26 protein-coding genes, 2 pseudogenes and 1 riboswitch are annotated in these 26723 nt (G+C 62.4%); of the genes and pseudogenes, 7 read left to right on the forward strand and 21 right to left on the reverse strand.

The features are described 5' to 3' along the window. Nucleotide 1: 1 nt before the first annotated feature. From FCU66_RS28400 to coxB, 11 genes are all read right to left on the reverse strand, one after another. Nucleotides 2-964 (reverse strand): homoserine kinase, encoded by a 963-nt coding sequence (locus FCU66_RS28400; protein WP_136620694.1) that lies wholly within the window; start codon nt 962-964, stop codon nt 2-4. A 5-nt stretch (nt 965-969) separates the two neighbouring features. Next, nucleotides 970-1983 carry a 4-hydroxy-3-methylbut-2-enyl diphosphate reductase gene (ispH, locus tag FCU66_RS28405; RefSeq protein WP_136620695.1) on the reverse strand — a complete coding sequence of 338 codons (1014 nt, stop codon included), beginning with the start codon at nt 1981-1983 and terminating at the stop codon, nt 970-972. Between the two features lie 88 nt (nt 1984-2071). Continuing rightward, on the reverse strand, nt 2072-2827 hold the full coding sequence (locus FCU66_RS28410; protein WP_168992065.1) for an SURF1 family protein: 756 nt from the start codon (nt 2825-2827) through the stop codon (nt 2072-2074). Continuing rightward, the gene (locus FCU66_RS28415; protein ID WP_168992069.1) at nt 2824-3210 is read right to left on the reverse strand and encodes a DUF983 domain-containing protein; all 387 of its coding nucleotides are present in this window, start codon (nt 3208-3210) and stop codon (nt 2824-2826) included. The genes FCU66_RS28410 and FCU66_RS28415 overlap by 4 nt, the downstream gene beginning before the upstream one ends. A 21-nt stretch (nt 3211-3231) precedes the next feature. Next, entirely contained in the window at nt 3232-3723 is a 492-nt protein-coding gene (locus tag FCU66_RS28420; protein ID WP_136620697.1) for a L,D-transpeptidase family protein, read from the reverse strand. A gap of 92 nt (nt 3724-3815) precedes the next feature. Continuing rightward, a complete protein-coding gene (locus tag FCU66_RS28425; RefSeq protein WP_136620698.1) occupies nt 3816-4703 on the reverse strand; it encodes a cytochrome c oxidase subunit 3 in 888 nt (295 codons plus the stop codon). 1 nt (nt 4704) lies between these two features. After that, on the reverse strand, nt 4705-5337 hold the full coding sequence (locus FCU66_RS28430; RefSeq protein ID WP_136620699.1) for a cytochrome c oxidase assembly protein: 633 nt from the start codon (nt 5335-5337) through the stop codon (nt 4705-4707). Continuing rightward, on the reverse strand, nt 5337-5495 hold the full coding sequence (locus tag FCU66_RS28435) for a hypothetical protein (protein WP_091576369.1): 159 nt from the start codon (nt 5493-5495) through the stop codon (nt 5337-5339). Before FCU66_RS28435 ends, FCU66_RS28430 begins: the two co-directional genes overlap by 1 nt. Nucleotides 5496-5497: 2 nt before the next feature. Continuing rightward, a complete protein-coding gene (locus FCU66_RS28440; protein ID WP_136620700.1) occupies nt 5498-6442 on the reverse strand; it encodes a heme o synthase in 945 nt (314 codons plus the stop codon). 76 nt (nt 6443-6518) lie between these two features. Next, a complete protein-coding gene (gene ctaD / locus FCU66_RS28445; protein ID WP_136620701.1) occupies nt 6519-8171 on the reverse strand; it encodes a cytochrome c oxidase subunit I in 1653 nt (550 codons plus the stop codon). 38 nt (nt 8172-8209) lie between these two features. Beyond that, nucleotides 8210-9109, reverse strand: coding sequence for a cytochrome c oxidase subunit II (gene coxB / locus FCU66_RS28450; protein ID WP_136620702.1), 900 nt, complete (start codon nt 9107-9109; stop codon nt 8210-8212). Between the two features lie 376 nt (nt 9110-9485). On the opposite strand from coxB, the gene FCU66_RS28455 reads away from it, so the two are divergent. From FCU66_RS28455 to FCU66_RS28465, 3 genes are all read left to right on the forward strand, one after another. Then, the gene (locus FCU66_RS28455; protein ID WP_136620703.1) at nt 9486-10025 is read left to right on the forward strand and encodes an invasion associated locus B family protein; all 540 of its coding nucleotides are present in this window, start codon (nt 9486-9488) and stop codon (nt 10023-10025) included. Nucleotides 10026-10152: 127 nt separating this feature from the next. Continuing rightward, nucleotides 10153-11565, forward strand: coding sequence for a metalloprotease TldD (gene tldD / locus FCU66_RS28460; RefSeq protein WP_136620704.1), 1413 nt, complete (start codon nt 10153-10155; stop codon nt 11563-11565). 223 nt (nt 11566-11788) lie between these two features. Continuing rightward, a complete protein-coding gene (locus tag FCU66_RS28465) occupies nt 11789-12922 on the forward strand; it encodes a Fic family protein (RefSeq protein ID WP_168992067.1) in 1134 nt (377 codons plus the stop codon). A 20-nt stretch (nt 12923-12942) separates the two neighbouring features. On the opposite strand, the gene FCU66_RS28470 is transcribed toward FCU66_RS28465, so the two are convergent. After that, nucleotides 12943-14184 (reverse strand): class I SAM-dependent RNA methyltransferase, encoded by a 1242-nt coding sequence (locus tag FCU66_RS28470; protein ID WP_136620706.1) that lies wholly within the window; start codon nt 14182-14184, stop codon nt 12943-12945. Continuing rightward, entirely contained in the window at nt 14181-14945 is a 765-nt protein-coding gene (locus FCU66_RS28475; protein ID WP_136620707.1) for a TlyA family RNA methyltransferase, read from the reverse strand. Before FCU66_RS28475 ends, FCU66_RS28470 begins: the two co-directional genes overlap by 4 nt. Before the next feature lie 335 nt (nt 14946-15280). On the opposite strand from FCU66_RS28475, the gene FCU66_RS28480 reads away from it, so the two are divergent. Next, a complete protein-coding gene (locus FCU66_RS28480; RefSeq protein WP_168992068.1) occupies nt 15281-16276 on the forward strand; it encodes a sterol desaturase family protein in 996 nt (331 codons plus the stop codon). After that, on the forward strand, nt 16273-17421 hold the full coding sequence (locus FCU66_RS28485; RefSeq protein WP_136620709.1) for a GNAT family N-acetyltransferase: 1149 nt from the start codon (nt 16273-16275) through the stop codon (nt 17419-17421). The genes FCU66_RS28480 and FCU66_RS28485 overlap by 4 nt, the downstream gene beginning before the upstream one ends. Nucleotides 17422-17528: 107 nt before the next feature. On the opposite strand, the gene FCU66_RS28490 is transcribed toward FCU66_RS28485, so the two are convergent. The 6 genes from FCU66_RS28490 to FCU66_RS28515 form a co-directional block, all read right to left on the reverse strand. Then, the gene (locus tag FCU66_RS28490; RefSeq protein WP_136620710.1) at nt 17529-17816 is read right to left on the reverse strand and encodes a hypothetical protein; all 288 of its coding nucleotides are present in this window, start codon (nt 17814-17816) and stop codon (nt 17529-17531) included. A gap of 149 nt (nt 17817-17965) precedes the next feature. After that, complete coding sequence (gene dxs / locus FCU66_RS28495; protein ID WP_136620711.1) at nt 17966-19879, reverse strand: 1-deoxy-D-xylulose-5-phosphate synthase; 1914 nt, start codon at nt 19877-19879, stop codon at nt 17966-17968. A 101-nt stretch (nt 19880-19980) separates the two neighbouring features. Beyond that, complete coding sequence (locus tag FCU66_RS28500; RefSeq protein WP_136620712.1) at nt 19981-20901, reverse strand: pirin family protein; 921 nt, start codon at nt 20899-20901, stop codon at nt 19981-19983. A gap of 39 nt (nt 20902-20940) precedes the next feature. Beyond that, nucleotides 20941-21207, reverse strand: coding sequence for a DUF2277 domain-containing protein (locus FCU66_RS28505; RefSeq protein ID WP_136620713.1), 267 nt, complete (start codon nt 21205-21207; stop codon nt 20941-20943). Between the two features lie 99 nt (nt 21208-21306). Next, nucleotides 21307-21558 carry an exodeoxyribonuclease VII small subunit gene (locus tag FCU66_RS28510; protein ID WP_013532792.1) on the reverse strand — a complete coding sequence of 84 codons (252 nt, stop codon included), beginning with the start codon at nt 21556-21558 and terminating at the stop codon, nt 21307-21309. A gap of 3 nt (nt 21559-21561) precedes the next feature. After that, complete coding sequence (locus FCU66_RS28515; RefSeq protein WP_136620714.1) at nt 21562-22488, reverse strand: histone deacetylase family protein; 927 nt, start codon at nt 22486-22488, stop codon at nt 21562-21564. Between the two features lie 121 nt (nt 22489-22609). Further along, a riboswitch (cobalamin riboswitch) is annotated at nt 22610-22789 on the forward strand. A 99-nt stretch (nt 22790-22888) separates the two neighbouring features. On the opposite strand from FCU66_RS28515, the pseudogene bluB reads away from it, so the two are divergent. Further along, nucleotides 22889-23548, forward strand: a pseudogene (gene bluB, locus FCU66_RS42140) (5,6-dimethylbenzimidazole synthase); the annotation flags it as partial. 74 nt (nt 23549-23622) lie between these two features. Here bluB and FCU66_RS28525 read toward each other — a convergent pair. Together FCU66_RS28525 and FCU66_RS28530 are read right to left on the reverse strand one after the other, a co-directional pair. Next, a complete protein-coding gene (locus FCU66_RS28525) occupies nt 23623-24606 on the reverse strand; it encodes a hypothetical protein (protein ID WP_246094047.1) in 984 nt (327 codons plus the stop codon). Between the two features lie 93 nt (nt 24607-24699). Then, nucleotides 24700-25308 carry a TetR/AcrR family transcriptional regulator gene (locus FCU66_RS28530; protein ID WP_136620716.1) on the reverse strand — a complete coding sequence of 203 codons (609 nt, stop codon included), beginning with the start codon at nt 25306-25308 and terminating at the stop codon, nt 24700-24702. Nucleotides 25309-25427: 119 nt separating this feature from the next. Here FCU66_RS28530 and FCU66_RS28535 point away from each other — a divergent pair. Beyond that, nucleotides 25428-26647 (forward strand): annotated as a pseudogene (locus FCU66_RS28535) (MFS transporter). Nucleotides 26648-26723: the final 76 nt, after the last annotated feature.

A 26723-nucleotide genomic window follows, 5' to 3' on the forward strand; every position in this document is an offset into this window, starting at 1 on the left:
ATCAGGCCAATCCATATTCCGAAGGAGATCTGATCGCCCGGTGGAACCGCATCCTGCGGATATACTCGGTCGGATCGCGTTTCATCACCAGCCCACCATTGGGAACAGTCAGCCAGTCGTACAGCCGGGTCAGCATGAAGCGCAGCGCCGAACCGCGCGCCAGCATCGGCAGCGCCGCCTTCTCCTGGTCGCTCAGGGGACGCACGCTCTGATAGCCGGCAAGCAACGCCTTGCCCTTGGTGAGGTTGAAGGAAAAATCCTTCTCAAAGCACCAGGCATTGAGGCAGGTGGCGACATCGTAGGCATAGAGGTCGTCGCAGGCGAAATAGAAATCGATCAGGCCGGAGAGCTTTTCGCCGAGGAAGAAGACATTGTCCGGGAAAAGATCGGCATGGATGATGCCTTGCGGCAGGTCCTTCGGCCAATTGTGCTCGAAGTCAGCGAAATCGGCATCAACCTCGGCCGCCAGGCCCGGCTCGACCTCGTCGGCGCGGTCGCGCGCCGCGTTCCAGAGCTTGCGCCAGCCGTCGATGGCCAGTGCATTGGGGCGCGTCATCGAAAAATCGGCGCCAGCCAGATGCAATTCCGCCAGCGCCTTGCCGACCTCGGCGCAATGCGTTGCCGCTGGCCGCCGCAGCGAAAGCCCTTCGAGGAAGGTGATGATGACCGCCGGCCGGCTGGCGAGCGTGCCGATGACGCTGCCGTCATGCGCGGTCACCGGCAGCGGGCAAGATACGCCTTTGTTGGCAAGATGGCCCATCAGGCCGAGAAAAAACGGCAGATCCGCCTTCTCGACCCGCTTTTCATAGAGCGTCAGAATGTAGGAGCCGCTGGAGGTGTGCAGCAGGAAGTTCGAGTTCTCGGTGCCTTCGGCGATGCCCTTGTAGGACAGGAGATCGCCGACCGGATAGTGCTTCAGGAATGCGCCGAGTTCGCCTTCCGCAACGTCGGTGTAGACCGCCATGTGCCTTACGCGGCTCCATTGACGAAGGCCATGTCGGCCCGCGTCAGTTCGACGTCGCGCAATACCCGCATGACCGGAAAATCCTCCGTTTCCGTGGCCGTGATGGCCAGGTCGATCGTGACTTCGAAGCGTTGCCGGAACGCGTCGATGATCTCGTCGACGATGATTTCGGGCGCCGACGCACCGGCCGACAGGCCGAGCGTCGAGATGTTGCCGATATCATTCCACGGAATCTCGGCGGCGCGCTGCACGAGAAGCGACATCGAGGCGCCGGCGCGTTCCGCCACTTCGACAAGGCGTCGCGAATTGGAGGAATTGGGCGCGCCGACGATCAGGTAGAGATCGGCGCCCGGAGCGGTGTCCTTGACCGCTTCCTGGCGGTTCGTGGTGGCGTAGCAGATCGATTCCGCCGCCGGCGCCTGCAGGGCTGGAAAGCGATCCTGCAAGGCGCGGATGATGCCGGCGGTGTCCTCGACCGACAGCGTGGTCTGGGTAACGAAGCCGAGTGCCTGCGGATCGGCGGGCGCGAGCTTGGCGGCGTCGGCCTCGGTCTCGATCAGTGTCACCGCTCCGTCCGGCAGCTGGCCCATGGTGCCGATCACCTCGGGATGTCCGGCGTGACCGATCAAGAGCACATGACGGCCAAGCCGCTGATGGCGCATCGCCTGCTTGTGGACCTTCGACACCAGCGGGCAGGTGGCATCCAGATAGAAGAGGTTGCGCGCCTGGGCATCCGCCGGCACCGATTTCGGCACGCCATGCGCCGAGAACACAACCGGGCTCTGGCGGTGTTCTGCCGGGATCTCGGAGAGTTCCTCGATGAAGACGGCGCCAAGGCTTTGCAGCCCCTCGACGACGTAGCGGTTGTGCACGATCTCATGGCGGACATAGACCGGCGCGCCATATTTCTTCAGCGCCAGCACGACGATCTGGATGGCACGGTCGACACCAGCGCAAAAACCGCGCGGCTGGCAGAGCCGGATCGTCAAGGGAGGCTTGATGGTGGTTGTCTGGAGCATGAATCCTGGCCGGTTCGTCAGCGCCGAAATGAGGTGCCTACCCCCGTCCTGTCAAGGGCGATGGCCCTGTCAAGGGCGTCGGTCGCGTTCATTCCTCGTTCGCGGGACGGCGGAGCCGCAGGATGAGCACGGCGGCGAGCGCGGCAGCAAGGCCATACCAGGTCATCGCATATTGCAGATGGCTGTTCGGCAGGTCGATGATGGTGACGCCGCCAACCGGCAATCCGCCTGGATTCGGCGTCTTGTCGGCATCGATGAAGATCGGCACCAGGGCAGCGCCAGCCGGTAGCCCGGCGCTCGCTGCCATCACGTCGCGATCCTTCCAGTAGAAGATGTTCTTCGCCACGTCGTTGTCGGGGAGCATCATCGATGGCTTTGCCGGCAGCGGATTGCGGGCAAGTCCTGTGACCGTCACCTTGCCCGTCACCTGCCCTTTGGCGCGCCTGGCGGCATCCTTCAGATCGTAAGGCACGAAGCCGCGATTGATCAGGACGAAGCGGCCATCGTCCAGGGCAAGCGGTGTGTAGACATTGAAGCCTGCATCGCCTTCCCAGGTCGCGTAGAAATGCCGTTCGCCTTGATGCAGGAAGGTGCCGGTGACGGTGACCGGTGTGTAGTCGACGTCTCCGGTGGCGGCGAATTCTTTCTCGACCTCGGCCAGCGGACGTGGCGATGAATGGGTGCGCTGGTCGATGGTCTCAAGAAGACCTTCCTTCCAGTACAGGCGCTGGACCTGCCAGGTGCCGAGCGCCAGCAGAATCAGGAACAGCACCAGGCCAAGGCTGAAAAGCAATGCCGTCCGTGGCCGCGAACGGCCGCCGGCTTTGACGGATGCCTCGCTCATTCGCCGCGATCCAACCGGCCCTCGGCCGCCTTGTTGCGGTATTGCAAGGTAAGCAGCACGCCCTTGATCAGCCGCAGCGCCGTCAGGCACAGCACGACAGCCAGCGGGATCCAGACCAGCAGATGCAGCCAGAGCGGCGGGCTCAGCGTGACTTCGACCCAGAGCGCCAGACCGACAATGAGGAAACCGATGATCAGGATGACGAAGACCGCCGGCCCGTCGCCGGCATCGGCGTAGGAATAGTCGAGGCCGCAATTGACGCAGCGCTTGCCGACGGTGAGGAAGCCGGAAAACAGCCGCCCCTCGCCGCAGCGCGGGCAGCGGCCATGCAGGCCAGCCGAAATCGGATCGATCGGTGGCCAGATCGCCTTGTCGTCGCTCATGGAAGCGTCGTCGCTCATTGCTTACCGCTCGATCTCGATCGGTGTGCCATCGGCCACCAGTGCCCAGATTTCATCCATGTCGGAGTCCGTAACCGCAATGCAGCCGTCGGTCCAGTCGACCAATTGTAGCAGCCAGCCCCACCAGCCATAACCATTTGGCTGGCCATGGATCATGATCATGCCGCCCGCGTCGACACTGCGCGCCTTCGCAGCCGCCAGATCGTCGGCATTAGGGTATGAAATATGGATCGATCTGTGCGCGGTGCTGTTCGGGTTGCGCCAGTCGAGCACATAGTTCCCCTCGGGCGTGCGTTGATCGCCCTCCTGGTGCTTGTGCCCGACAGGATCGCCGCCGAGCGCGATGCCGTAGCTTCGCAGCACCTTGCCGTCGCCGATCAGCTCCAGCCGCCGTTCCGACTTGTCGACACGCATCATATCGACCCTTTCCGCGGCAAGCGCCGGGAATGACGTGATCATGAATGCGCAAATCGCCCAGGGGATTGTCAGCCGCATGGGCTATCGATCGGCAATCATTGCGCCGAAAAGAAGAAGGCGGCCACGTCGCCGCGGCCGCCCCTCCCCAAATAGAAACTCTCAGATCGTGATCAGTGGCCTTCGATCACCGCGCCGACCGATCCCCAGACGTAGATCGATGCGAACAGGAACAGCCAGACCACATCGACGAAGTGCCAATACCAGGCAGCCGCCTCGAAGCCGAAATGCTGCTTGGGGGTGAAGTCGCCCTTCATCGCCCTGATCAGGCAAACCAACAGGAAAATGGTGCCGATGATGACATGGAAACCGTGGAAGCCGGTCGCCATGAAGAAGGTGGCGCCGTAGATGGAATCCTTGAAGCCGAACGGAGCGTGCATGTATTCGTAAGCCTGCACCATGGTGAACAGCATGCCTAGGCCGACGGTCAGCACCAGCCCGTTGATCAGGCCCTTGCGATCGCCATGGATGAGCGAATGGTGCGCCCAGGTGACCGTGGTGCCCGACAGGAGCAGGATGACGGTGTTGTAGAGCGGCAAATGGAAAGGATCGAGAACTTCCATGCCTTTCGGCGGCCAGACACCGCCGGTAAACGCGGTACGGGCATATTGCTGGACTTCGCTCGGAAACAGGCTGGCGTCGAAATAGGCCCAGAACCAGGCAACGAAGAACATCACCTCCGAGGCGATGAACATGATCATGCCGTAGCGCAGATGCAGCGACACGACACGCGTGTGATGGCCCTCATGCGCTTCCTTGATCGTGTCCGACCACCAGGCGAACATAGTGTAGAGGACGATCACGATGCCGATGAAGAACAGCCACGGATTGGCGATGTTGAAGCCGAAGATCGGGAAGCTGCCGCCCTTCAGGTACTCCATCAGGCAGACGCCGCCAAAAGCGGTTACGAGCGCCCCTACCGATCCCAGGAAAGGCCACGGGCTCGGATCGACGAGATGATAGTCATGCTGTGGTTTTGCGTGTGCGTGCGCGTCTGCCATATCAACCCCCGAGATTTGCTTCGGTATTCGAAATTGTCTTGCTATTGCCCTGGGCCGGCTCCGAGGAGGCGACCGGCTTGGTCTTCTCGACCGGGAACATCGTGTAGGACAGGGTGATCGTCTTCACGTCCTTCAGTTCCGGCACGTTGACGATGTCGGGGTCCACATAGAAGAGGACCGGCATGTCCAGCGTCTCGCCGGGCTTCAGCGTCGTGTCCGTGAAACAGAAACACTCGACCTTGTTGAAGTAGGGACCCGCCAGTTCCGGCTGCACATTGAAGGTGGCGCGGCCGGTCACGGGGCGATCGAACTTGTTGGTGGCCTTGTAGTGGGCCTGCACCGTCTCGCCGATCTTCATGGTCATCGAGCGTTGGACCGGCTGGAAGTCCCACGGCACGCCGGCGATATTGGCATCAAAGCGAACGGTGATCTCACGGTCGAGCACACGGCCGGCATACTGCTTCTCGGCACGTTGCGTCGTGCCGCCATAGCCTGTCGCCTGGCAGAACATCTTGTAAAGCGGCACCGCGGCATAGGCCATGCCGATCATGCCGGTGAAGAAGGCAAGGCAGACCGCCGCGACGATGACGTTGCCGTTCTTGCCGGTCGTTTTTTTGGACGTCTCGACGCTCATCACATCGTGCCCAAATTGTGGCCGAACTTCACGATCGTCGCGATGTAGAAAATGACAACCAGAACAGCCAGCGCCAGCCCGATGGCAACCGAACGGTTGCGTCTGGCTTTCCTCTGCCGCTCGGTCAGCGTGACCAGCTCGAGCTTTTCTTCGATCATGGTCATGCTCCGCCCATGGCAAGCGCGCGCTCGACGACGCTGTCGGCAAGATAGGCGGCGAAAATGGCAAAGAGATAGAGAAGCGAATAGGCAAACAAGGCCTTGGCCGGCTTCATGACGCGGTCGTCATCGGCCATGCCAAGCACTTTCCACGCATACCAGACAAAACCGACCCCGAGCAGCGCGGCGGCCACGCCATAGACCGGCGTGGTGTAGCCAAGCAGCCATGGCGCCACGCCGACCGGCGCCAGCACCAGCGCGTAGGCAAAGATCTGGCGGCGCGTCGAAGCGTGTCCGGCGACGTTCGGCATCATCGGGATGCCAGCCTTGGCGTAGTCCTCGGACTTGAACAGCGCCAGCGCCCAGAAATGCGGCGGCGTCCATAGGAAGATGATCAGGAACAGGATCAGGCTTTCGAGGCTGACCGTTCCGGTCACCGCGGCCCAGCCGATGACCGGCGGAATGGCGCCGGCGGCACCGCCAATGACAATGTTCTGCGGCGTCCAGCGCTTCAGCCACATCGTGTAGACGACGGCATAGAAGAAGATGGTGAAGGCCAGCAGCGTCGCCGACAGCCAGTTGACCAGCACGCCGAGCGTCATCACCGACAGCACCGACAGCACCAGACCGAAACTCAGCGCCTCGTGCGGCTGGATGCGACCGGCCGGGACCGGACGGCTGGCGGTCCTGGTCATCACCGCGTCGATGTCGGCGTCGTACCACATGTTGAGCGCGCCGGAGGCGCCAGCACCTATGGCAATAGCCAGGATGGCGATCACCGCCAGCAGCGGGTTGATGGTCACCGGTGCGGCGACGAGACCGACAAAGGCGGTGAACACCACCAGCGACATGACGCGCGGCTTCAGCAGGGCGAAGAAATCGCCCGCCGTCGCTTCCGACATGCGAAAGCCCGCTTCGTCAATCAATGGGTCGTCGACAAGGGCCATGCGTACTTAAGTCCATCATTCCGTTGGCCAAAACCGCCGGCGAACCGGCGGTTTCGTATTCGAGAGGGCAGCCGCCTTACTTGATCTTCGGCAGCTGTTCCCACTGGTGGAACGGCGGCGGCGAAGGCAGCTGCCATTCGAGCGTCGTTGCGCCCTCGCCCCACGGATTGGCACCGGCAACCCGCTTCTTCTGGAAGGCCTCGAACACGCAGTAGAGGAAGATCAGGACGCCGACGGCCGAGATATAGGAGCCGACGGACGACACATAATTCCAGCCGGCAAACGCATCCGGATAGTCGATGGTGCGGCGCGGCATACCGGCGAGGCCGAGGAAGTGCTGCGGGAAAAAGATCAGGTTCACGCCGACGAAGGTAACCCAGAAGTGGGTGTTGGCGATGACGGGCGAATACATGTAGCCGGTCATCTTCGGGAACCAGTAGTACCAGCCGGCGAAGATCGCGAACACCGCGCCCAGCGACAGCACGTAGTGGAAGTGCGCGATGACGAAATAGGTGTCATGCAGCGAACGGTCGAGACCGGCATTGGCCAGCTGGACGCCGGTGACGCCACCGATGGTGAACAGGAAGATGAAGCCCAGCGCCCACAGCATCGGCGTCTTGAACGAGATCGACCCGCCCCACATCGTCGCGATCCAGGAGAAGATCTTCACGCCTGTCGGCACCGCGATGACCATCGTGGCGAAGACGAAATAGCGCTGCGTGTCGAGCGACAGACCGGTCGTGTACATGTGGTGCGCCCAGACGATGAAGCCGACGGCGCCGATCGCCACCATGGCGTAGGCCATGCCGAGATAACCGAACACCGGCTTCTTCGAAAAAGTCGAGATGACGTGGCTGATGATGCCGAAGCCCGGCAGGATCAGGATGTACACTTCCGGGTGACCGAAGAACCAGAAAAGGTGCTGGAACAGGATCGGATCGCCGCCACCGTCGGGCGCAAAGAAGGTCGTGCCGAAATTGCGGTCGGTGAGCAGCATGGTGATGCCGCCGGCCAGAACCGGCAACGACAGCAGCAGCAGGAAGGCGGTGACCAGCACCGACCAGGCAAACAGCGGCATCTTGTGCAGCGTCATGCCAGGCGCGCGCATGTTGAAGATGGTGGTGATGAAGTTGATGGCGCCAAGGATCGACGACGCACCGGCAATGTGGATCGACAGGATCGCCAGATCCATCGCCGGTCCGGGCTGGCCCGAGGTCGACAGCGGCGGATAAAGCGTCCAGCCGCCACCGACGCCAAAGGCGCCCGGCGCGCTCGGCATAAACATAGAGGTGAGCAGCAGGATGAAGGCCGGCGGCAGCAGCCAGAAGGAGATGTTGTTCATGCGCGGGAACGCCATGTCGGGCGCGCCGATCATGATCGGGACCATCCAGTTGGCAAAACCGCCGATCAGCGCCGGCATGACCATGAAGAAGATCATGATCAGGGCGTGCGCGGTGGCGAAGGCATTGTACATGCTCTTGCCGCCGTCGATCGCTGCGTCACCGTTCATGCCGTAGACCATCTGCGCCAGACCGCTGAAGATCTGGATGCCCGGCTCCTGCAGCTCCATGCGGATGGCGACCGACAGGGCACCGCCGATGATGCCGGCCATGATCGCGAAGATCAGGTAGAGCGTGCCGATGTCCTTGTGGTTGGTCGAATAAACCCAGCGCACCCAGCCGTGATAAGGCTTGTGGTCGTGCCCGTCGTGAGCTGCAGCGTCTGCCATGTTCCGCTCCGTTCCCTAAATCTTGCTAACCTGCGGCATCAGTTGCCGGCGGCCGCTACCTTGTTCTGGCCATCGACCTCGGCCATCAGCGTCTTGTTGGCGCCGGGCAGATCGGTCTTGGCCGCCGCCAGCCAGGTCTTGAACTGCGCGTCGGAGACGACGCGGATGGCGATCGGCATGAAGGCATGGTCCTTGCCGCAGAGCTGCGAGCACTGGCCGTAGTAGAGGCCTTCCTTCTCCGCCTTGAACCAGGTCTCGTTGGTGCGGCCCGGAACGGCGTCGATCTTGATGCCGAACGACGGCATAGCAAAGGAGTGGATCACGTCGGTTGCGGTGACGAGCACGCGGGTCATGGTGTTGACCGGCACCACCAGTTCGTTGTCGACGGCGAGCAGGCGCGGATAGGCCTTGCGGTCCTCCTTGCCGGCGGCGGCGCGGTCGGTGTCCTGGAGGATCGCGGAATTGAAGGAGAGCGTGTTGTCGGTCTGGTACTCGTAGTCCCAGTTCCACTGGTTGCCGGTCGCCTTGACGGTCAGCTTTGCTTCTTCCGGCGGCGTATACTGCGCGGTCAGCAGCTGGAACGAGGGAATTGCAAGGCAAAGCAGGATGACGACCGGGCCGACAGTCCAGATCACCTCGATCAGCGTGTTGTGGCTGGTCTTGGACGGAACCGGGTTCGCACTCGCGCGGAATCTGACGATGCAATAGGCGAGAAGAAGCAGCACCAGGATGGTGATCGGGACGATGAACCACATCGTGTAGTTTCCGAACCACTCGATTTGCCGCATCATGTCGGTCGCCGGCGCCTGGAAGGTTGTCTCCCAGTCCTTGGGCTGGTCGGCATGGGCGGATGTGCCGGCGAAAAACGTGATAGCGGCACAAGCACTTAGAAACTTGGCACTTGCTGGAACCTTGGCGTTTGCCAGGAAATTTCTCATCGCCCTCATCGTCTCCCAGTTCCTCGCGGCTGTACCCACGAGAATAACGAACAATGCCGGGACGGGAATCCCGACAGTCTCAGGGTGGTTCAAACCATACTCTTTTTCCCTCCGCAAGAAAGGAGCGGACGAAACCGTGCGGCATTTTTGCGCGCAAGCCCGGATGTGCCTTTGAAGGCAGCGGCGGCGGCCCCGAATCGCCTATGCTGGGTCAACGGTTACATTCCTGCGGGCCGCGCGTGGCGAACGTCGCAATTCGGGCGAAATTGGCAGGGAAAAGCGCCGTATTGGCTTTTTCGGGGCAGACCGGCTGCGGTCTCGTCCTTTACTTGGCTTTGGCGCGGCTTAAAGTGCCGTGATTCGCAATGGAGCCGTCATGATCCCTTGGCTTTCGAGAACCTTGGCGAAGGTCATCTTTCTCGCCGCCCTGTCTGGTATCGGCTTGTCCGCGATCGGCCTGTCCGGCACGGCCAACGCCGCGCAACCGAGCGGCACGGTGCGCTCGACGCATGGCGCGTGGTCGATCATCTGCGACACGCCGGCCGGCGCCACCTCAGAACAATGCGTGATGATGCAGAACGTCGTCGCCGAGGACCGTCCGGAGATGGGACTGTCGGTCGTCGTGCTGCGCACCGCCGACAACAAGGCGGAGATCCTGCGCGTGCTGGCGCCGCTCGGCGTGCTTTTGCCCAACGGGCTCGGTCTCAATGTCGACGGCAAGGACATCGGCCGCGCCTATTTCGTGCGCTGCTTCCAGGACGGCTGCTATGCCGAAGTCATTCTCGAAAAGCCGCTGCTCGACACGCTGAAGACCGGCACGTCGGCCACCTTCATCGTCTTCCAGACCCCGGAAGAAGGCATCGGCATCCCGGTTGATCTCAAGGGCTTCGCCGACGGTTTCGCGGCCCTGCCCTGACAAAAGTGACGCCGTCAACCTGACGTCGGAGTGCATTTGCCTTCACAATGCAGCGGGACGATTGTCTCGGCGCGCCTTCGCGCCTACATCGTGGCAAAGACCCAATCCTCCTGTGAACGGACGCGCCATGAACAGCCTGATCGGCCAATTCGACATTTCAGACGATCGCATCAAGCAGATCGTCGCTGAGACCATCAACGGTGCCGACGACGGCGAGCTGTTCCTCGAATACAGCGAGAGCGAAGCGCTGATGTTCGACAATGGCCGGCTGAAGACCGCCAACTTCAACACCGACCAGGGTTTTGGCCTGCGTGCCGTCGCCGGCGAAGCCAGCGGCTATGCCCATTCGAGCGACCTGTCCGAGGCCTCGCTGCTGCGCGCGGCCGACGCCGTTTCAACCGTCAAGGGCGGTTATTCCGGCACGCTTGCCGCCGCACCCGCCCGCACCAACCGCCATCTCTATGGTGACGAGAACCCGATCCCCTCGCCTTCCTTCGAGGCCAAGGCAAAGCTGCTGCAGGAAATCGACGCCTGGCTGCGCGCCGAGGATCCGCGCGTGCGCCAGGTTTCGGCGTCGCTTGCCGCCTCCTGGCAGCATGTCGAGATCGTGCGCGCCGACGGCCAGGTGGTGCGCGACATCCGCCCGCTGGTCCGCATCAACGTCTCTGTCGTGGTCGGCAATGGCGACCGCCAGGAGAGCGGCTCCTACGGCATGGGTGGCCGCAAGGCCTTTGGCGAATTCCTGGTCGAAGACAGCTGGAAGCACGCCGCCAAGGAGGCGCTCAGGCAAGCCCTGGTCAATCTCGAGGCCATACCGGCGCCGGCCGGAACCTTCGACATCGTGCTGTCGAGCGGCTGGCCGGGTGTCATGCTGCACGAGGCCGTCGGTCATGGGCTGGAAGGCGATTTCAACCGCAAGAAGACTTCGGCCTTCGCCGGCCTGCTGGGCCAGCAGGTCGCCGCCAAGGGGGTCACCGTCGTCGACGACGGCACCATGCCCGAGCGGCGCGGCTCGCTCACCGTCGACGACGAAGGCACGCCTTCGGCCCGCAACGTGCTGATCGAGGACGGCAAACTGGTCGGCTACATGCAGGATCGGCAGAACGCCCGGCTGATGAGCATGAAGGCGACCGGCAACGGCAGGCGCGAAGGCTACGCGCACCAGCCGATGCCGCGCATGACCAACACCTATATGACGGCGGGCGACATGGAGCCGGACGAAATCATCGCCTCGGTCAAGAACGGCATCTATGCCGTCTCCTTCGGCGGCGGCCAGGTCGACATCACCTCCGGCAAATTCGTCTTCGGCTGCACCGAGGCCTACATGATCGAAAACGGCAAGGTAACGCAGCCGATCAAGGGCGCGATGCTGATCGGCAACGGGCCGGATGCCATGCACCGGGTTTCGATGATCGGCAACGACATGAAGCTCGACACCGGCATCGGCATGTGCGGCAAGGCCGGACAGGGCGTGCCGGTCGGCGTCGGCCAGCCGCATCTGCGCATGAACCAGATGACTGTGGGCGGTACGCGGGTTTGATCGATTGTCGCGGATTGAATCCGCCTCAAGGGATTAAGGTTTTTGGCGCGAGTCTTTAATCTCTCTGCAATCGATCATAGGCGGCTTGAATCGGATAGGAGTCGATTATAGTTTGAACACGCAAACTATAATCTGACTCCAGTCCGCTATAGTCACGATCATGAATCCTGCAGAGTTCGCCAATTCTCCAACAGGGCGCCTAGTGCCTACCATCGCGGGACAAATGGCATTTGTCCCCAATCCTTTGCCGCCCAAAATAGATTATTCGACATTGGCATTGCCATTGGCCGAAGCAATGAAAGCAATTGGGGAACTGAATGGGGCCGGACGGGGTCTGGCAAACCCAGCTCTTGTCATTCGTCCGCTCCAGCGCAAGGAGGCACTCCTATCTTCAAGCATGGAGGGAACCTACACGACGGCAAACGCACTCGCGATAGCTGAGGCGGAGGGCGACTCCTATGTCGACGACTCGACGATAGAAGTTCGCAACTACGTTCGAGCGTTCGAAGCCGCAGATGAGATGCGCCATGAATTTCCAATTTCCAATCGGATGATAAAACAGACCCATATGGTCCTATTGTCGGGAGCCAGAACCGGCAGGGGAGCAAATAAGCGGCCTGGGGAATACAAAGATCAGCAGAATTTCATCGGCGGCAGAAACCGGCAGATCGAAAATGCTCGGTTCATCCCTCCTCCGCCCGCTGAAACAGAGACAGCCATGGCTGCGCTTGAGCAGTACCTCAATCGAGGGAACCGAGGCGCGACACCAGCGATCATCGACGCGGCGTTGTTTCACTATCAGTTTGAGGCTATCCATCCCTTCGCCGATGGAAATGGTCGCGTAGGTCGCATTCTTGTGCCAATTTTCTTGATGCAAGAACGCGTATTAGAGCGGCCACTTCTCTATCTGAGTCCAGCCGTTGAGGGGCGAAAGGATGACTATGTTGACCTCATGTTGGCCGTCTCGCGCGATGGTGACTGGACCGCTTGGATACAGTTCTTCCTTGAAATGATCATCAATTCTTGCCGCGCCGCTGACGCAACGCTCACCGCACTTGAAACCATGCGTCAGGATTTCCGCCAGCGGATATCCGAGGTGCGAAGCTCAGCCCGGCTAATGACCATAGTGGATGAGCTATTCGTATCTCCCGCAACGTCTGTTCCACGTATCGCAGAGAAACTGGCGATTACCTATCCTGCCGCGCGTAATGCAGTCGATCGCCTTATTGAGTTCGATATCCTCGACGAAGTCGACAACACATCCAACCCAAAACTTTTCATATGCTGGCCGATCTTGGATCTCAGCGAAGGAAGGCAGGAAATGCCGCTCCCGAACGCAGGGGCTATTGACCTATAGGCCTTTCTGGAAGCGTCACGCTACCGCCTCTTTTTCGGCTTCTCCAGCAGCGCCACCGCCTCGACATGCGGCGACCACAGGAACTGGTCGATCGGCGTCACGCTTTTCAGTGTGTATCCGCCGTCGATGAGGATGCGCAAATCCCGCGCCAGCGTCACCGGATTGCAGGACACCGCGGCGACGTAGGGAACATCCGAGCGGGCGATCTGCTTCGACTGATCCTCGGCGCCGGCGCGTGGCGGGTCGAACACGACACCGTCGAAGGCATTCAACTCCTTGAATGTCAGCGGCCGGCGGAACAGGTCGCGGCGTTCGCCCGTCACCCGCTTCAGGCCTGTGGCGAAGCGCGAGCCCCGGTCGAGCGCCGAAAGGGCAGCCGCATCGCCTTCCACCGCATGAACTTCCGACTTCGCGGCAAGCCGCAAGGCAAAGCTGCCGCAACCGGCGAAAAGATCCGCCACCTTCTTGGCACGCTTCAGATGTCCGCCAACAATATCGGCCATTGCCTGTTCGGCGGCTTCGGTTGCCTGCAGGAAGGCGCCCGGCGGAATAGCAACGGCAACGCCGCCAAACGTGACCACCGGTTTTTTGGGTTCGATGACGATCTCATCGTCGATCGAAAGCCGGGCAAATCCCTGGGCCATGACGAAGTTGGAAGCGACCCGACGCTGGTTCTCACCCAATTTGCCTGACTCATAGACCGCGATATCAAGGCCCGAACCGGTCATGGTGACCGTCATGCGGAACGATTTGGTGGTGGCGCAAACCAATTCGGCGAGCGCCTTCAAGCGATCGAGCGCGGCGACAATCTCCGGCAGCGAGATCGGGCATTCCTCGATGGAGATGATTTCCGGCGACAGATGTCGATGGAAGCCGAGCAGCATGCCTGTATCGGTGCGCCGGGCGGCCAGCACGACACGGCGGCGCGTGTGCGGCGCACAAGCAACCAGTTCGCCAATCTCGCAATCGATGCCTTTGCCCTTCAGGGCGTGCACCACCTTTTCGCGTTTCCACTGACGATAGGCTTCGGCTTCGAAATGCTGGAGCGCGCAACCGCCGCATTCGGTGAAATGGCGGCAGGCGGGATCGATGCGCAGCGGCGAGGCTTCCAGCACGGCCATCAGCATGGCGCGATCCCGTTCGCGCGCGGCGGTGACCGTTTCGCCGGGCAGTGTGAAGGGAATGAACAGATCGCCTGTCTCGGTCTCGGCGATGCCGTCGCCCTGGGCGCCAAGTTTCCTGATGCTGAAGCGCGCGCTCATCGGTCCTTGATCCCACCGAGCAGGAATTCGCGATTGCCGTCGCCGCCCTCGATCGGCGACAAATGCAGCCCGAGCGAGCGCCAGCCGGGAACGGCGTCCAGCCAATCCTGCAGCAGGCCGGCGACACGGGAGGCGTCGTAGGGATCTTTCAACAGACCACCCTTGCCGATCGCTTCGCGACCAGCCTCGAATTGCGGCTTGACCAGAAACATGGCCTTGGCGCCAGCCTTCGCAAGGCCAAGCGCCGGTGGCATCGCCAGTTTCAGCGAAATGAAGCTGACATCGGACACGATGAAATCCGGAATACGACCGCCAAGATCGGCGGCTGTGAGATCGCGGGCGTTCAGGCCCTCGATCACCGTCACACGCGGGTCTTGGCCGACATCAGGATGCACCTGACCATGCCCGACATCGATCGCGGTGACATGAGCCGCACCACGTTCCAGCAGAACCTGGGTAAAGCCGCCGGTCGAGGCACCGACGTCGAGCGCCTCGCAGCCGGCAGGATCGAGGCCGAAATGGTCGAGCCCGCCGATCAGCTTGAGCGCTGCGCGCGACACATAGCCCTGCGCCGGATCATCGATGGTAATCAGGCATTGCGGCAAAACACTCTGGCCGGGCTTGCGGGCAAGGACACCGTCAACCGTCACCGTGCCGCGTTCGACCGCGTCGCGGGCACGCGAACGGCTGGCAAACAGCCCGCGCTGGACGAGCAGGTCGTCGAGCCGCTGGCGTGTGCTGGCTGGCAGAGGCGAATTCATCGGCCTTCATGGCGAAAGCCGACGACGATGGCAAGGGCGCCAGCCGGGCATTGAGGGAGGCATTCGTCTCCCACTCCAACCATCATCCCAGCAATATCGGGCTTTAAGACGATGGCGGTTAGTTCTGTAACGCCCCCATCCTTTGAAAATCCGTGCGTTACACTCGTTGAAACGGCTGGTTGCCGAAGCACGAGGCGTCGCCGTTTGCTGATCATTATCCCGAATTCCAGAAAGACTCACGGATCGTTAACCTATTTTCGTCGCATTTGCTTGAGGACTAAATGTTATGACTGCGACAACCCGCAAAACGGGAGGAAGAGGCGTTAACCTTGGAAATGGCCAGCGATATCGTCTACAAGGTGCTTGACCGGATTTCCGGCGCCGGCCTGCTGGCGACCGGACTTCTGTTGCTGACCGCTTTGGTCAGCGCCCTTGTCGCCTATTGGCGCACGGTCGAGAAAAAGAGCTGGAAAGAATTCTTCGAGTTCGCGGTTCCGCACGAGGTGATCACTCATCCCTCGGCGAGGGCCGACCTGTTGTTCTGGGTGACGAGGAAGGCCCTGATGCCATTCCTCATGCTGCCTGCCGGCATCGTCTTCGTTAGCGCCGTCGGCTATGCGACGAACTGGCTGCTCTCAACGCTCCTGGCGATCCAGCCGCCCCTGATCGAGGGACCGGCAGGGCCAGTGACGGTGACCATCTTCACCATCACCATGCTGCTCGCCTACGACATCTCGTATTATCTCTATCACGTCGCCCAGCACCGCTATCCGGTGCTCTGGGAACTGCACAAGGTGCACCATTCGGCCGAGGTGATGGTCGGCATCACCAAGGACCGCGTCCACCCGCTCGACGAATTGATGAACCGCGCCTGGGACGGCGTCATTCCCGGCATCTGCTTCGGCATCTGGTCGCTGGTGTCGCTGAACCTCGTTGAGCTGACGGTCTTCGGCGTCAACGTCTACATCATACGCAACATCCTGATGATGGATTTCGTCAGGCACACGCATTTCAAGATCTCGTTTGGGCCGCTGAACAACCTGATCTTGTGCCCGCACTGGCATCAGTTGCACCACAGCACGGACCCGCGCCATTACGACAAGAACTTCGGGCTGCTCTTCTCGTTCTGGGATCGGCTGTTCGGAACCCTATGCGTTCCCAGACCCGACGAGGACTTCAAATTCGGGCTGATCGAACGCAACGTGCGCGACTATCAGTCGCTCGCAGGGCTCTATATCATGCCGCTAAAGCGGATGTGGTGGCAGATCGCCAGACACTTCCGAACCGACAAGCCCGAGCCACAGCAATCCTCGCAAAGGGCCAAGCCTTGAACGGGCCTGTCGTGTGCCGGCTGCCGCGAACGCACCGGATCGAAGTCGCGACTTCGGATGCGCGCCTGGCAGAAATCGCGCCCGCCTGGGCGGCGCTCTGGCAACGCGCCGGCGGCCTCGTATTCCAGCATCCGGACTGGATCTCGGCCTGGTGGCGCACGACGTCGCATCAGGAACGGCGCGGCCTCAGGATCGGGTTGGTCTGGAGCGACGAGCGGCTCGTGGCCGTCATTGCGCTCGCGACCTTCAGGCGCTCCGGCATCCGCGTCCTGGAATGGGCGGCGAAGGATCACTGCGATTATGGCGATGTCCTGCTTGCTCCCGATTGCGACCCGCAGATCCTGCGGCAGCTCTGGCAACGCATTCTCGACGATGGCGGCTTCGACCTTGTCTATCTGAATCGTCTTTTGCCCGATGCCCGATTGCCGGCCCTGCTCGGCTCCGCCGCGCCAGGCCGCGGCACGATCTTGCAGCCAAACCACCGCAGCGAGGTCAGCTATCGTGTCGCCGGCGCCTGGCAAGGCGGCGCGCAATGGTTCGAAAGCCAATCGAAAAAAGCCCGGCAAAACTATCGCCGTGGCCGCAAATTCATGGAGGAAGGCGGCACGCTGCGCTTCCGCCTGATGGAAGCGCACGAAGCCCGCGAGCCAGTGCTCGAGCGCGTCGCGGCGCTGAAGCGGCTATGGCTGGCAAAGCACGGCCGCGTTTCGGACCTCTTCGACGAAGGCTCCGCCGCTCTGGCGGCGCTGGTCTCCGTGCTGGCCGGGCTCGGATTGCTGCGCATCTTCGTGCTCGAGCGCGAAAACGAGATCGTCGCCATCTCGATCAATTTCGAGCAGCATGGAACGATGATGGCTTTCGTCACAACCTATGACCCGGCCTTCGAGCGTGCCTCGCCGGGCATGGTCCTGATGATGGATTACATCCAGTGGTCGCTTGACCAGGGCTTGACCACGGTCGACTTTCTCTGCGGCGGCGAGGATTTCAAGCGCCGCTTTGCGACGCATTCGGTGACTTTGTCTTCGGTGATGGGTGGGCGAAGCCTGCGCGGACGCCTCGCCGTCTTGGCCGACCGCGCCCGCCACGCCATGAAATCCTGGCGCTCCGAGAAACCGTCGAAGCAAGCGGAGCCGGCGGAGGAATAACCTTTTCAGATCGCCTGCATGGAGGCATGGACAATGAGAAGGCGTCGGCCGGCAGACCGACTCCGATCATACCCTCTTAGGCAGCTCTGGGCTTACTGGCCCCCAATTTAGAAAATGGTTCGCGAAACCTGCCGTTCCACGGCGGGCGCCAGCCCGTCATCCGGCTTGCCCGTGGCTTCCTCACGTGGGCGCTCGGTCACAGCAGCCGGCGCTATGACCGGCACGACCACCAGCTGCGGCACCTGCTTGTAGGAAAAGCCACCGCGGATATCGCCCATCTTGCCGGCGATGATACCCATGGCCGCCTTTTCGAGGCTGCGATCATAGCGCGTTTCGGCGGCAGCCGGCGCGACGACGACGGCGCAAAGCGCTATGCCGCACAGAAGCGTTTTCATTGTTGTTGTCTCCCTGCCTGATCAACGATCTAGCAGGGCGCCGTTGAAAAACGGCCAAGAGACACGGTAAGCGAAAAGCCAAACGTCAGCGTAAACAACGCGTTAAGATCATCGGCCGGCAAACCGATTCAAGTCTTTGAGACTTTGATTCAGGCGCGCTGGGCGCGGGTGCTGTGCCCGAGCGCGACGAAGACCGTGCGCACGATGCCGGCTGCGTCGAGCCCGGCGTCGGCATACATCTTTTCCGGCTTGGCATGGTCGGTGAACGCGTCGGGCAGCACCAGCGGGCGCACCTTCAGGCCGCTTTCCAGCAGGCCTTCGTGGGCGAGGAACTGCAGCACATGGCTGGCGAAGCCACCGACGGCGCCCTCTTCCACCGTCACCAGAACCTCATGCGAACGGGCCAGCCGCCGGATCAGATCCTCGTCGAGCGGCTTGGCGAAACGGGCATCGGCGACCGTGGTGGAAAGCCCGGCAGCGCCTAGCTCCTCGGCGGCGATCAGACAATCCTGCAGCCGCGTACCGAAGGACAGCAGTGCGACCTTGGTGCCCTCCTTGACGATGCGGCCCTTGCCGATTTCGAGAACCGAGCCGCGCTCCGGCATATCGACGCCGACGCCGTTGCCACGCGGATAGCGGAAGGCGATCGGGCCGTCATCATAGCTCGCCGCGGTGCGCACCATGTGGCGCAGCTCCGCCTCGTCGGCCGCCCCCATGACGACGAAACCCGGCAAGGTCGCCAGGAAGGTGGTGTCGAAGGCGCCGCAATGGGTGGCACCATCGGCGCCGACGAAACCGGCGCGGTCGATGGGAAAGCGCACCGGCAATTTCTGAATGGCGACGTCGTGGACGACCTGGTCGTAGGCGCGCTGCAGGAAGGTCGAATAGATCGCCGCGAACGGTTTGTAACCTTCGGTGGCGAGGCCGGCGGCAAAGGTCACCGCGTGCTGTTCGGCGATGCCGACATCGAAGGTCCGCGACGGGAACGCTTCGCCGAACAGGTCGAGGCCGGTGCCGCCCGGCATGGCGGCGGTGACGGCGACGATGCGGTCGTCTTCACGGCCCTCCTGGACCAGGCTTTCGGCAAACACCTTGGTGTAGGCCGGTGCGTTGGCCGGCGCCTTGGCTTGGGCGCCGGTGATGACGTCGAACTTGTTGACGCCATGATATTTGTCGGCGGCCGCTTCCGCCGGCGCATAGCCCTTGCCCTTCTGGGTCACGACATGGATCAGCACCGGGCCTTCACCATTGTCGCGGACATTTTTCAGGACCGGGATCAGATGCTCCAGATTGTGGCCGTCGATCGGGCCGATGTGGTAGAAACCAAGTTCCTCGAACAGCGTTCCGCCGGTGACGTAGCCGCGTGCATGCTCGACCGCCCTTGTAATCGCACGATCAGCCCGCTTGCCGAGATAGGAGGTCAGTTTCTTGCCGAAATCACGCAGGCCGATATAGGCCTTGCCCGAAGCCAGACGCGCCAGATAGGCGCTCATCGCGCCGGTTGGCGGCGCGATCGACATGTCGTTGTCGTTGAGGATGACGATCAGCCGTGCATCGAGCGCGCCGGCATTGTTCATCGCCTCATAGGCCATGCCGGCAGACATGGCGCCGTCGCCGATGACGGCGATGACATTGTTGCGGCCGCCGGACAGATCGCGAGCAGCGGCCATGCCGAGGCCGGCCGAGATCGATGTCGAGGAATGGGCGGCGCCGAAGGGATCGTACTCGCTCTCGGCGCGGCGGGTGAAGCCGGACAGGCCGCCTTCCTGGCGCAGTGTGCGGATGCGGTCGCGGCGACCGGTCAGGATCTTGTGCGGATAGGCCTGGTGGCCGACATCCCAGATCAGCCGATCATCGGGAGTGTTGAAGACATAGTGCAGCGCCACCGTCAGCTCGACCACGCCAAGGCCGGCGCCAAGGTGGCCGCCGGTACGGGAGACAGCGTCGATCAGCTCGGCGCGAAGCTCGGATGCCAGTTGCGGCAGCTCGCTCTCGGCAAGCGTGCGCAGGTCGGCCGGAATGCGGACCTTGTCGAGGAGCGGCGTATGCGGCGTTGCGTTCACGGGTGCTCAGGCTTTCTGTTCATCGGCGGGATAGGCCGCCAGACGGTGAAAGTAAATGCGTGCCAGTGACGCGGACGATCAGGTCCCCTCACCGATTTTCCTCAGCTTTCCGGCAGCGGAATAAACTCCTCCTCATCTCCAGGAACGATATCGAAGCGGCCTGTCTTCCATTCCTGCTTGGCCTGTTCGATGCGCTCCTTCGACGATGAGACGAAATTCCACCAGATATAACGCTGCGAGCCGAGCGAGGCGCCGCCAAACAGCATGAAATGCGCGCCGGTCTGCGACGACACGACGATCTCGTCGCCGGGCCGAAACACCAGCAGCCGTTCCGCCGGAAAGACGTCGCCTGAAATCGAGACCTCGCCTTCCAGCGTGTAGATGGCGCGCTCCTCGGCATCGGCCGGGATTTTCACGCTGGCGCCGGGCGCCAGGCGCAGGTCGGCATAGAGCGTCTCGGAGTCGGCCCTCACCGGGGATCGCAATCCCTGGAAATCACCAATGACGACGCGTCCGCTGACGCCCTCGGCGTCGATCTCGGGCAGCCTGAGCGCTGCGGTGTTCTCGAAAACCGGGGCCACTTCTTCCTTGCCGTCCGGCAGCGCCAGCCATGTCTGCAGGCCGGATATCGACATCGGCGCGCCACGCAATTCTTCGGGCGTGCGCTCGGAATGGACGATGCCGCGGCCGGCGGTCATCAGGTTCACGTCGCCGGGCTGGATGACCATTTCGGTGCCGAGCGAATCGCGATGCCTGATCCTGCCGTCGAACAGATAGGTGACCGTCGACAGACCGATATGCGGATGCGGACGGACATCGAGCGCCTGGCCGGCGCGCAGGATAGCCGGGCCCATGCGGTCGAAGAAGATGAAGGGTCCGACCAGCCGCCTCTTGGCGGTCGGCAGAGCTCGTCGCACCTGAAAACCACCGATGTCTTTGGCGTTCGGAATGACCATCAATTCGATCTGGTCGCTGGCGAAGGCATCGCCGGCCTGTGGGTCGTTTCCGGGAAAGAAGCTCACGAGATCTCCTTGTCAGCGGGCAATGCCCGCTTGGTCGCGTCAGGCAAAGCGGATCGCGGCCTTTGCCCGTAGTTTGGCCGCCACCTCTTCGCGATTGCGCGGATGCTGATGGGTTTCGAGAGAATCGAGCAGTTCGCGCGCCGATGCCGCGATGGCCTCGACCGCGTGGTCGAAGGCATGCTGGTTCTGCTTCGAGGGCCGCGTCGTTCCGCTCAATTTGCGGACAAACTGAAGGGCCGCGTCGCTGACTTCGTCATGGGTTGCGGGCGGATCAAAATTGAACAGGGTCTTGATGTTTCTGCACATCGCTTCCGTATCTCCTCTTGTCCTGGAGCCGTTTCAATTGGGACGAACTCTATCCTCAATCATGATCGTGTCCAAAAGTCGGTGAGACGGCTGCGCGCCTCAGTCCGCGTCGAGCGGCTCCGTTCCAACCGGCTTGCCGTCGCGCGACAGCCTGATCTTCTCGACTTTGTCCTCGGCGGCCTTCAGCAGCCGGTCACAATGCGCCTTCAGTGCCTCGCCGCGCTCATAGATCCGGATCGACTGGTCGAGCGGCACGTCGCCTCGCTCCAGATCATCGACGATCTTCTCCAGCGCGTCGAGTGCCTGTTCGAAGCTCATCGCCTTGACGTCTTCGTTGGTCTCACCAGCCATCATTCATCCTTTCATCAGTCGCCCGACATGGGCGGCGACCGAAAATGCCAATCCCTGCAGATCGTAGCCACCCTCGAGCAGGCTGACGAGCCGGTTGCCGCTGTGGCGCGCCGCACGCTGCATCAGCTGGCCGGTCGCCCAGTCGAAATCATCCTCGGTCAGGTTGATCTCGGCCAGGGGATCGCGATGGTGCGCGTCGAACCCGGCCGAAATGACGATCAGGTCGGGCGCGAAATTGTCGAGCGCCGGCAGCACGCGCGACAGGAAGGCATCACGAAAGACCTCGCTGCCGGTCTGTGGCGCCAGCGGCGCGTTGACAATGTTGCCGGCGCCGGTTTCGCTTTTTGCCCCGGTGCCGGGATAAAGCGGCATCTGATGCGTCGAGCAATAGAGCACCGACGGATCGTCCCAGAAAATATCCTGCGTGCCGTTGCCGTGATGCACGTCCCAGTCGACGACGGCAACGCGCTCGACGCCATGCTTCTTCTGCGCATAACGCGCCGCGATCGCCGCCGTGTTAAACAGGCAGAAGCCCATGGCCGTGGTCTTTTCGGCATGGTGGCCGGGCGGCCGGGCGGCGACGAAGACATTGTCGGCGCGGCCTGAAAAGACGTCGTCGACGGCGGCGTTGGCGGCGCCGATGGCGGTGATCGCCGCCTGCCAGCTTTTCGGGCTGGCGGTGGTGTCGGCGTCAATGCGCGCGATCCCCTCGTCGGGAATGGCGGCACGGACGCGGGCGACGAAATCGGCGGGATGCGCATAGAGGATGGTTGCCTCGTCGCCTTCCGGCGCCTGGACACGATCGAGCCCGGCAAACGCCTCGTCGTCGAGCACACGCTCGATGGCGCGCAAGCGGTCCGGCCGCTCGGGATGGCCGGGCGGCGTGAGGTGCTCAAGGAAGATCGGGTGGGTGTAGAGACGAGTGGCCATCGTCCTAATCTAGTGACCCGGATCGACAAAGGCTATGCACGGGCGGCCGATGACTGGGGAAAATCACGCCTGCGTCCATTCGTGTCGCTGCGGGCATTGGCGTCCTCAGCGCTTCGGCGTAAGGTTGCCGGCACTGCCTGGTGCCCGCCGCAAGCGGGAGAATCGGGAACACGGTTGAACTCCGTGGCGTGCCCAACGCTGTAAGGGGGACCGCGCCGGTAAATGCCACTGTCGATGACGGGAAGGCACCGGACGCGGGTTGATCCCGAGCCAGAAGACCGGCCTGGCAGGCATCGCCATCCGCATGGTCAGGCGGATGGCATCAGAGCGACGTGCGTCCGCTTGGACGCACAAAGTACGCTCTGACAGTTGAACTGCTGCAATCGCAAGGGGACAAGCGATGCCGGAACACATGACCGCTCCTGTTGGCGACGGATTTGACCAGAGTGCGCGCGATGCTGTCTATCGCGCCATGTTCACACGGCGTGACGTGCGCAGCCATTTCCTGCCCACCGCGCTCGACGATGAGGTGCTGGCGCGGCTGCTGCTTGCCGCGCATCACGCGCCGTCGGTCGGCTTCATGCAGCCGTGGAACTTCATCGTCATTCGCGATACCGAACGACGGGAAAAGGTGCGCGACCTGTTCCTGGCGGCACGCGAGCAGGAACTGCCGGCCATCGCGGAAGAGCGGCAGGCGCTCTACCGCAAGCTCAAGCTGGAAGGCATCTGCGAAAGCGCGCTCAACATCTGCATCACCTGCGACCGGCAGCGCTCGAAGGGCTCGCCGCTGGGGCGCTGGCACAATCCGGAGATGGACCTCTACAGCACCGTCTGCGCGGTGCAGAATTTCTGGCTGGCGGCGCGCGCCGAAGGCGTCGGTGTCGGCTGGGTCAGCATCATCGAGGCGCAAGCGCTGAAAAGCCTGCTGTCGATTCCCGACCATGTGACGCCGATCGCCTATCTCTGCGTCGGCCGTGTTTCCGAGTTCGCGCCAAAGCCGGACCTCGAAACGCATGGCTGGGGACGGCGTCTGCCGTTGCCGGAGCTGATCATGAGCGAGATCTTTTGCGGCCAGGGTGAGGTGCCGCTGAAATCAACCGTGGCGCGTCTCAACGCCGTCGATGCCGCGCCGGATCAGCGTGTCGCGCCGGCGGTGCCCCAGCGCGAGCCGCCGAAGGAGGCCAGCGCCTTGTCCTTGAGCTCCCTGAACTTCGACGACGCCTCGGCCAGCCTGGCGTCCCAGGCGGGATCAGGCACCTGGCCCTCTATGGTCTTGAAATAGACCTGCATCAGGCAAGCGATGGCAAAGGGCTCGATGAAGGCCGCCTTGAAGGCCCAGGCAAAGACGATGGCGAGCACGAAGGCCCAGCCGGCGAGTTGCCCAGGCATGAGGAAAAGAATGGCACCGGCCGGCGCCAGCATCAGCAGGAAAATGACGAAGGACACGCCCCACATGATGACCGCCAGCCAGACGGCGTTCTTGACCATGACCTTGCCGTTCTGGGCATAGAGTACGACGCCTTGGCGCGCCGTCTCGAACGGCGAGGCTGAATTGATGCGGATGTTGTAGCCGAGGATGATCTCGTCGACATAGGTCAGCGACAAGCGGATCACCGTGTTGATGAAGGAGACCAGGCCGCTCAGGCCCGGAATCGGCAGGAAGGCGGCAATGCCGCCGAGCAAGCCGGTGATGGCGCGGATGGCGCCCTTGACCAGCTGGTCGACGACGAAAAGGATGTTGGCCTCGGCAAAACGCTGGGTCACGACGTCCTTGGCGTAGCCGATCTGGTCCTGGCCACCGGGAATGTCACGACCGTCGATCAGATGGACCATGACGGCGATGTGGCCGGCCTTGACGACATAAAGGATGTATTCGCGGATCCAGTAGACGGCGATCGAGACGATGCCGAAGCCGACCACGCCGCCCCACAGGGCAAAGGACAGCGGCCCGTCGGGATCGGTGGAGATGTGGCCGACGCCATAGCCGACGGAGGCGCCGGTGCCGGTCGCCATGATGTAGGCCAGCGTGATACCGAAATAGACGATCATGCGAAAGACAATGAATGGCCAGGTCCGCATCATGATGGACACCGACTTGCCGATATCGAAATCCCACATGCCCCGAATCTCCCTTCAGAGATGGTGGGAGAGGATGAACTCAACCCGGCGATTGTCAATTGCCGGCCGTGGCGCCGGGCCACCGATGGGGCTTCAGTTCGGTTGCGGACCCGGCCTTCTAAGCAGACCCTCGAGCAGTTGCTTGAACGCCGTCACCACCTTCTTCGACGTCGCTTCGGGGTCGTTCGAATTGGCGATCCGTTGCGCCGCCTGACTGCTCGCACCGTTGATCAGCCGCGAGGCCGTCTCGGGGTCGAGACTGGAGACGACAACCCCCTCCTCCTGCAGTGTCGTCAGATGGCTGGTCATTGAAGCGATGCACGCATTGGCATTCGGCCATTGTGCCGGATCCCCCAGGACGGCCGGACCATCGCGGAACATGATGCGCTGGATTTCCGGCTCCAGCGCCATCTCGATGTAGGTCGTGCATTCGTCGACGAAATGCAGCCAGCGGGTCGGTGCCCTCGCCGCCACTTCGTTCACGCGCGCCGCCATCTCGCCGTCGATTTCGGCGATGACCGCCTGCAGCAGGCCCTTCTTGTCGCCAAAATGATGATAGAGCGCGCCGCGCGTCAGCCCGGCCGAGGCGGTGAAATCATCCATCGAGGCTTCGGCATAGCCTGTTGTGCCGAAGGCATGGCGGGCGGCCGCGATCAGCTTGGCGCGCGTCTCGGCGATCATCTCCTTGCGGGGTTTGTGCATGGCTCTGGACCTATTCACATACGTTGCGTATGCCAATTGACATACGCGACGTATGCTCTATCTAACAATCATACGCTTCGTATGTAATTGTCGAATCGTCCTTTGTCGAGGAACCACCCATGCAAAATCCCTATTCGGAAATCTTTCGCGCCCCGGAGCCAAGGGCTTTGCAGCCGCCGGCTTCATGGCGCGCCTGCCGATCGCCATGGCGCCAATCGGCATCGTGGCGATGCTGTCGCAGACGCGTGGCGAATACTGGCTGGCCGGCGCGGTCTCCGCGACATACGCGCTGGCCAACGCTTTCGTCGCGCCGCAGATATCGAGACTGGTGGATCGCCTGGGCCAGACGCGGATCGTGGTGCCCACCACCATCATCTCGGTGCTGGCTTTCGCCGTCCTGATTGCGGCGGCCAACCAGGACTGGCCGCTATGGACGTTGTTCGTGTCGGCACTGGCGGCCGCCGCCATGCCCAGCATGCCGGCAATGGTGCGCGCGCGCTGGACCGAGATTTTCCGCGGGCGGCCGCAGATGAACACGGCGTTCGCCTTCGAGTCGGCTGCGGACGAGCTGGTCTATATTGCCGGTGCGTCGCTTTCGGTGGGCTTGAGTGCCGCCCTCTTCCCGGAGGCTGGTGTCCTGGTCAGCACGCTATTCCTCGCCCTTGGCTCGACAGCCTTCATCCTGCAGCGTTCGACCGAACCGCAAGTGCGGCCGGTGAATCATGTCTCGAGCGGCTCGGCAATCCGGCTCAGGCCAGTGCAGATCATCACCTTTGCCCTGATCTTCATCGGCGCGACCTTCGCAACGACGGAAGTGAGCACGGTGGCAATCACCAAGGAACTCGGCCAGCCGGGTGCCGCCAGCCTTGTCATCGGCGTTTATGCGCTGGGATCGTTCGTGCTCGGCCTCGTCGTCGGCGCGCTTAGCCTGAAGGCGCCGCTGCAGCGCCAACTGGCCATCGCAGTCGCCCTCGTCGCGCTCGGCACGCTGCTGCCGCTCACCGCCGACACTGTACCACTGCTGGCGCTGACCGTGTTCATCAGCGGTGTGGCGATCTCGCCGACCTTCATCACCGCCTTCGGCCTGATCGAGCGGCACGTGCCGGAGGCGATGCTGACCGAAGGCATTACCTGGGTCATGACCGGCATCGGCATCGGCATGGCGCTCGGCTCGTTTGCCGCCGGCGCGGTGGTGGATGCGTTCGGCGCCCAGAGCGGGTTCTGGGTCTCGGCGGCTTCAGGCACAATCGCGCTGGCCACGGTGCTGCTTGGCCAGCGCAGTCTTGCCACGCCCGAATGCGAGTTGGACGGATGCGAAGCAGCAATCCCGGCCGAGTGACAGCCAGGGTATGTTGAGATTCAGGTCAGGCCGGCCTCACCTGAATATCGACATACCCTAGTGTCCTGATCGGCAA

Origin of the sequence: Mesorhizobium norvegicum, from assembly GCF_004919685.1 — a bacterium.
Taxonomy (GTDB): Bacteria; Pseudomonadota; Alphaproteobacteria; order Rhizobiales; family Rhizobiaceae; genus Mesorhizobium; species Mesorhizobium norvegicum.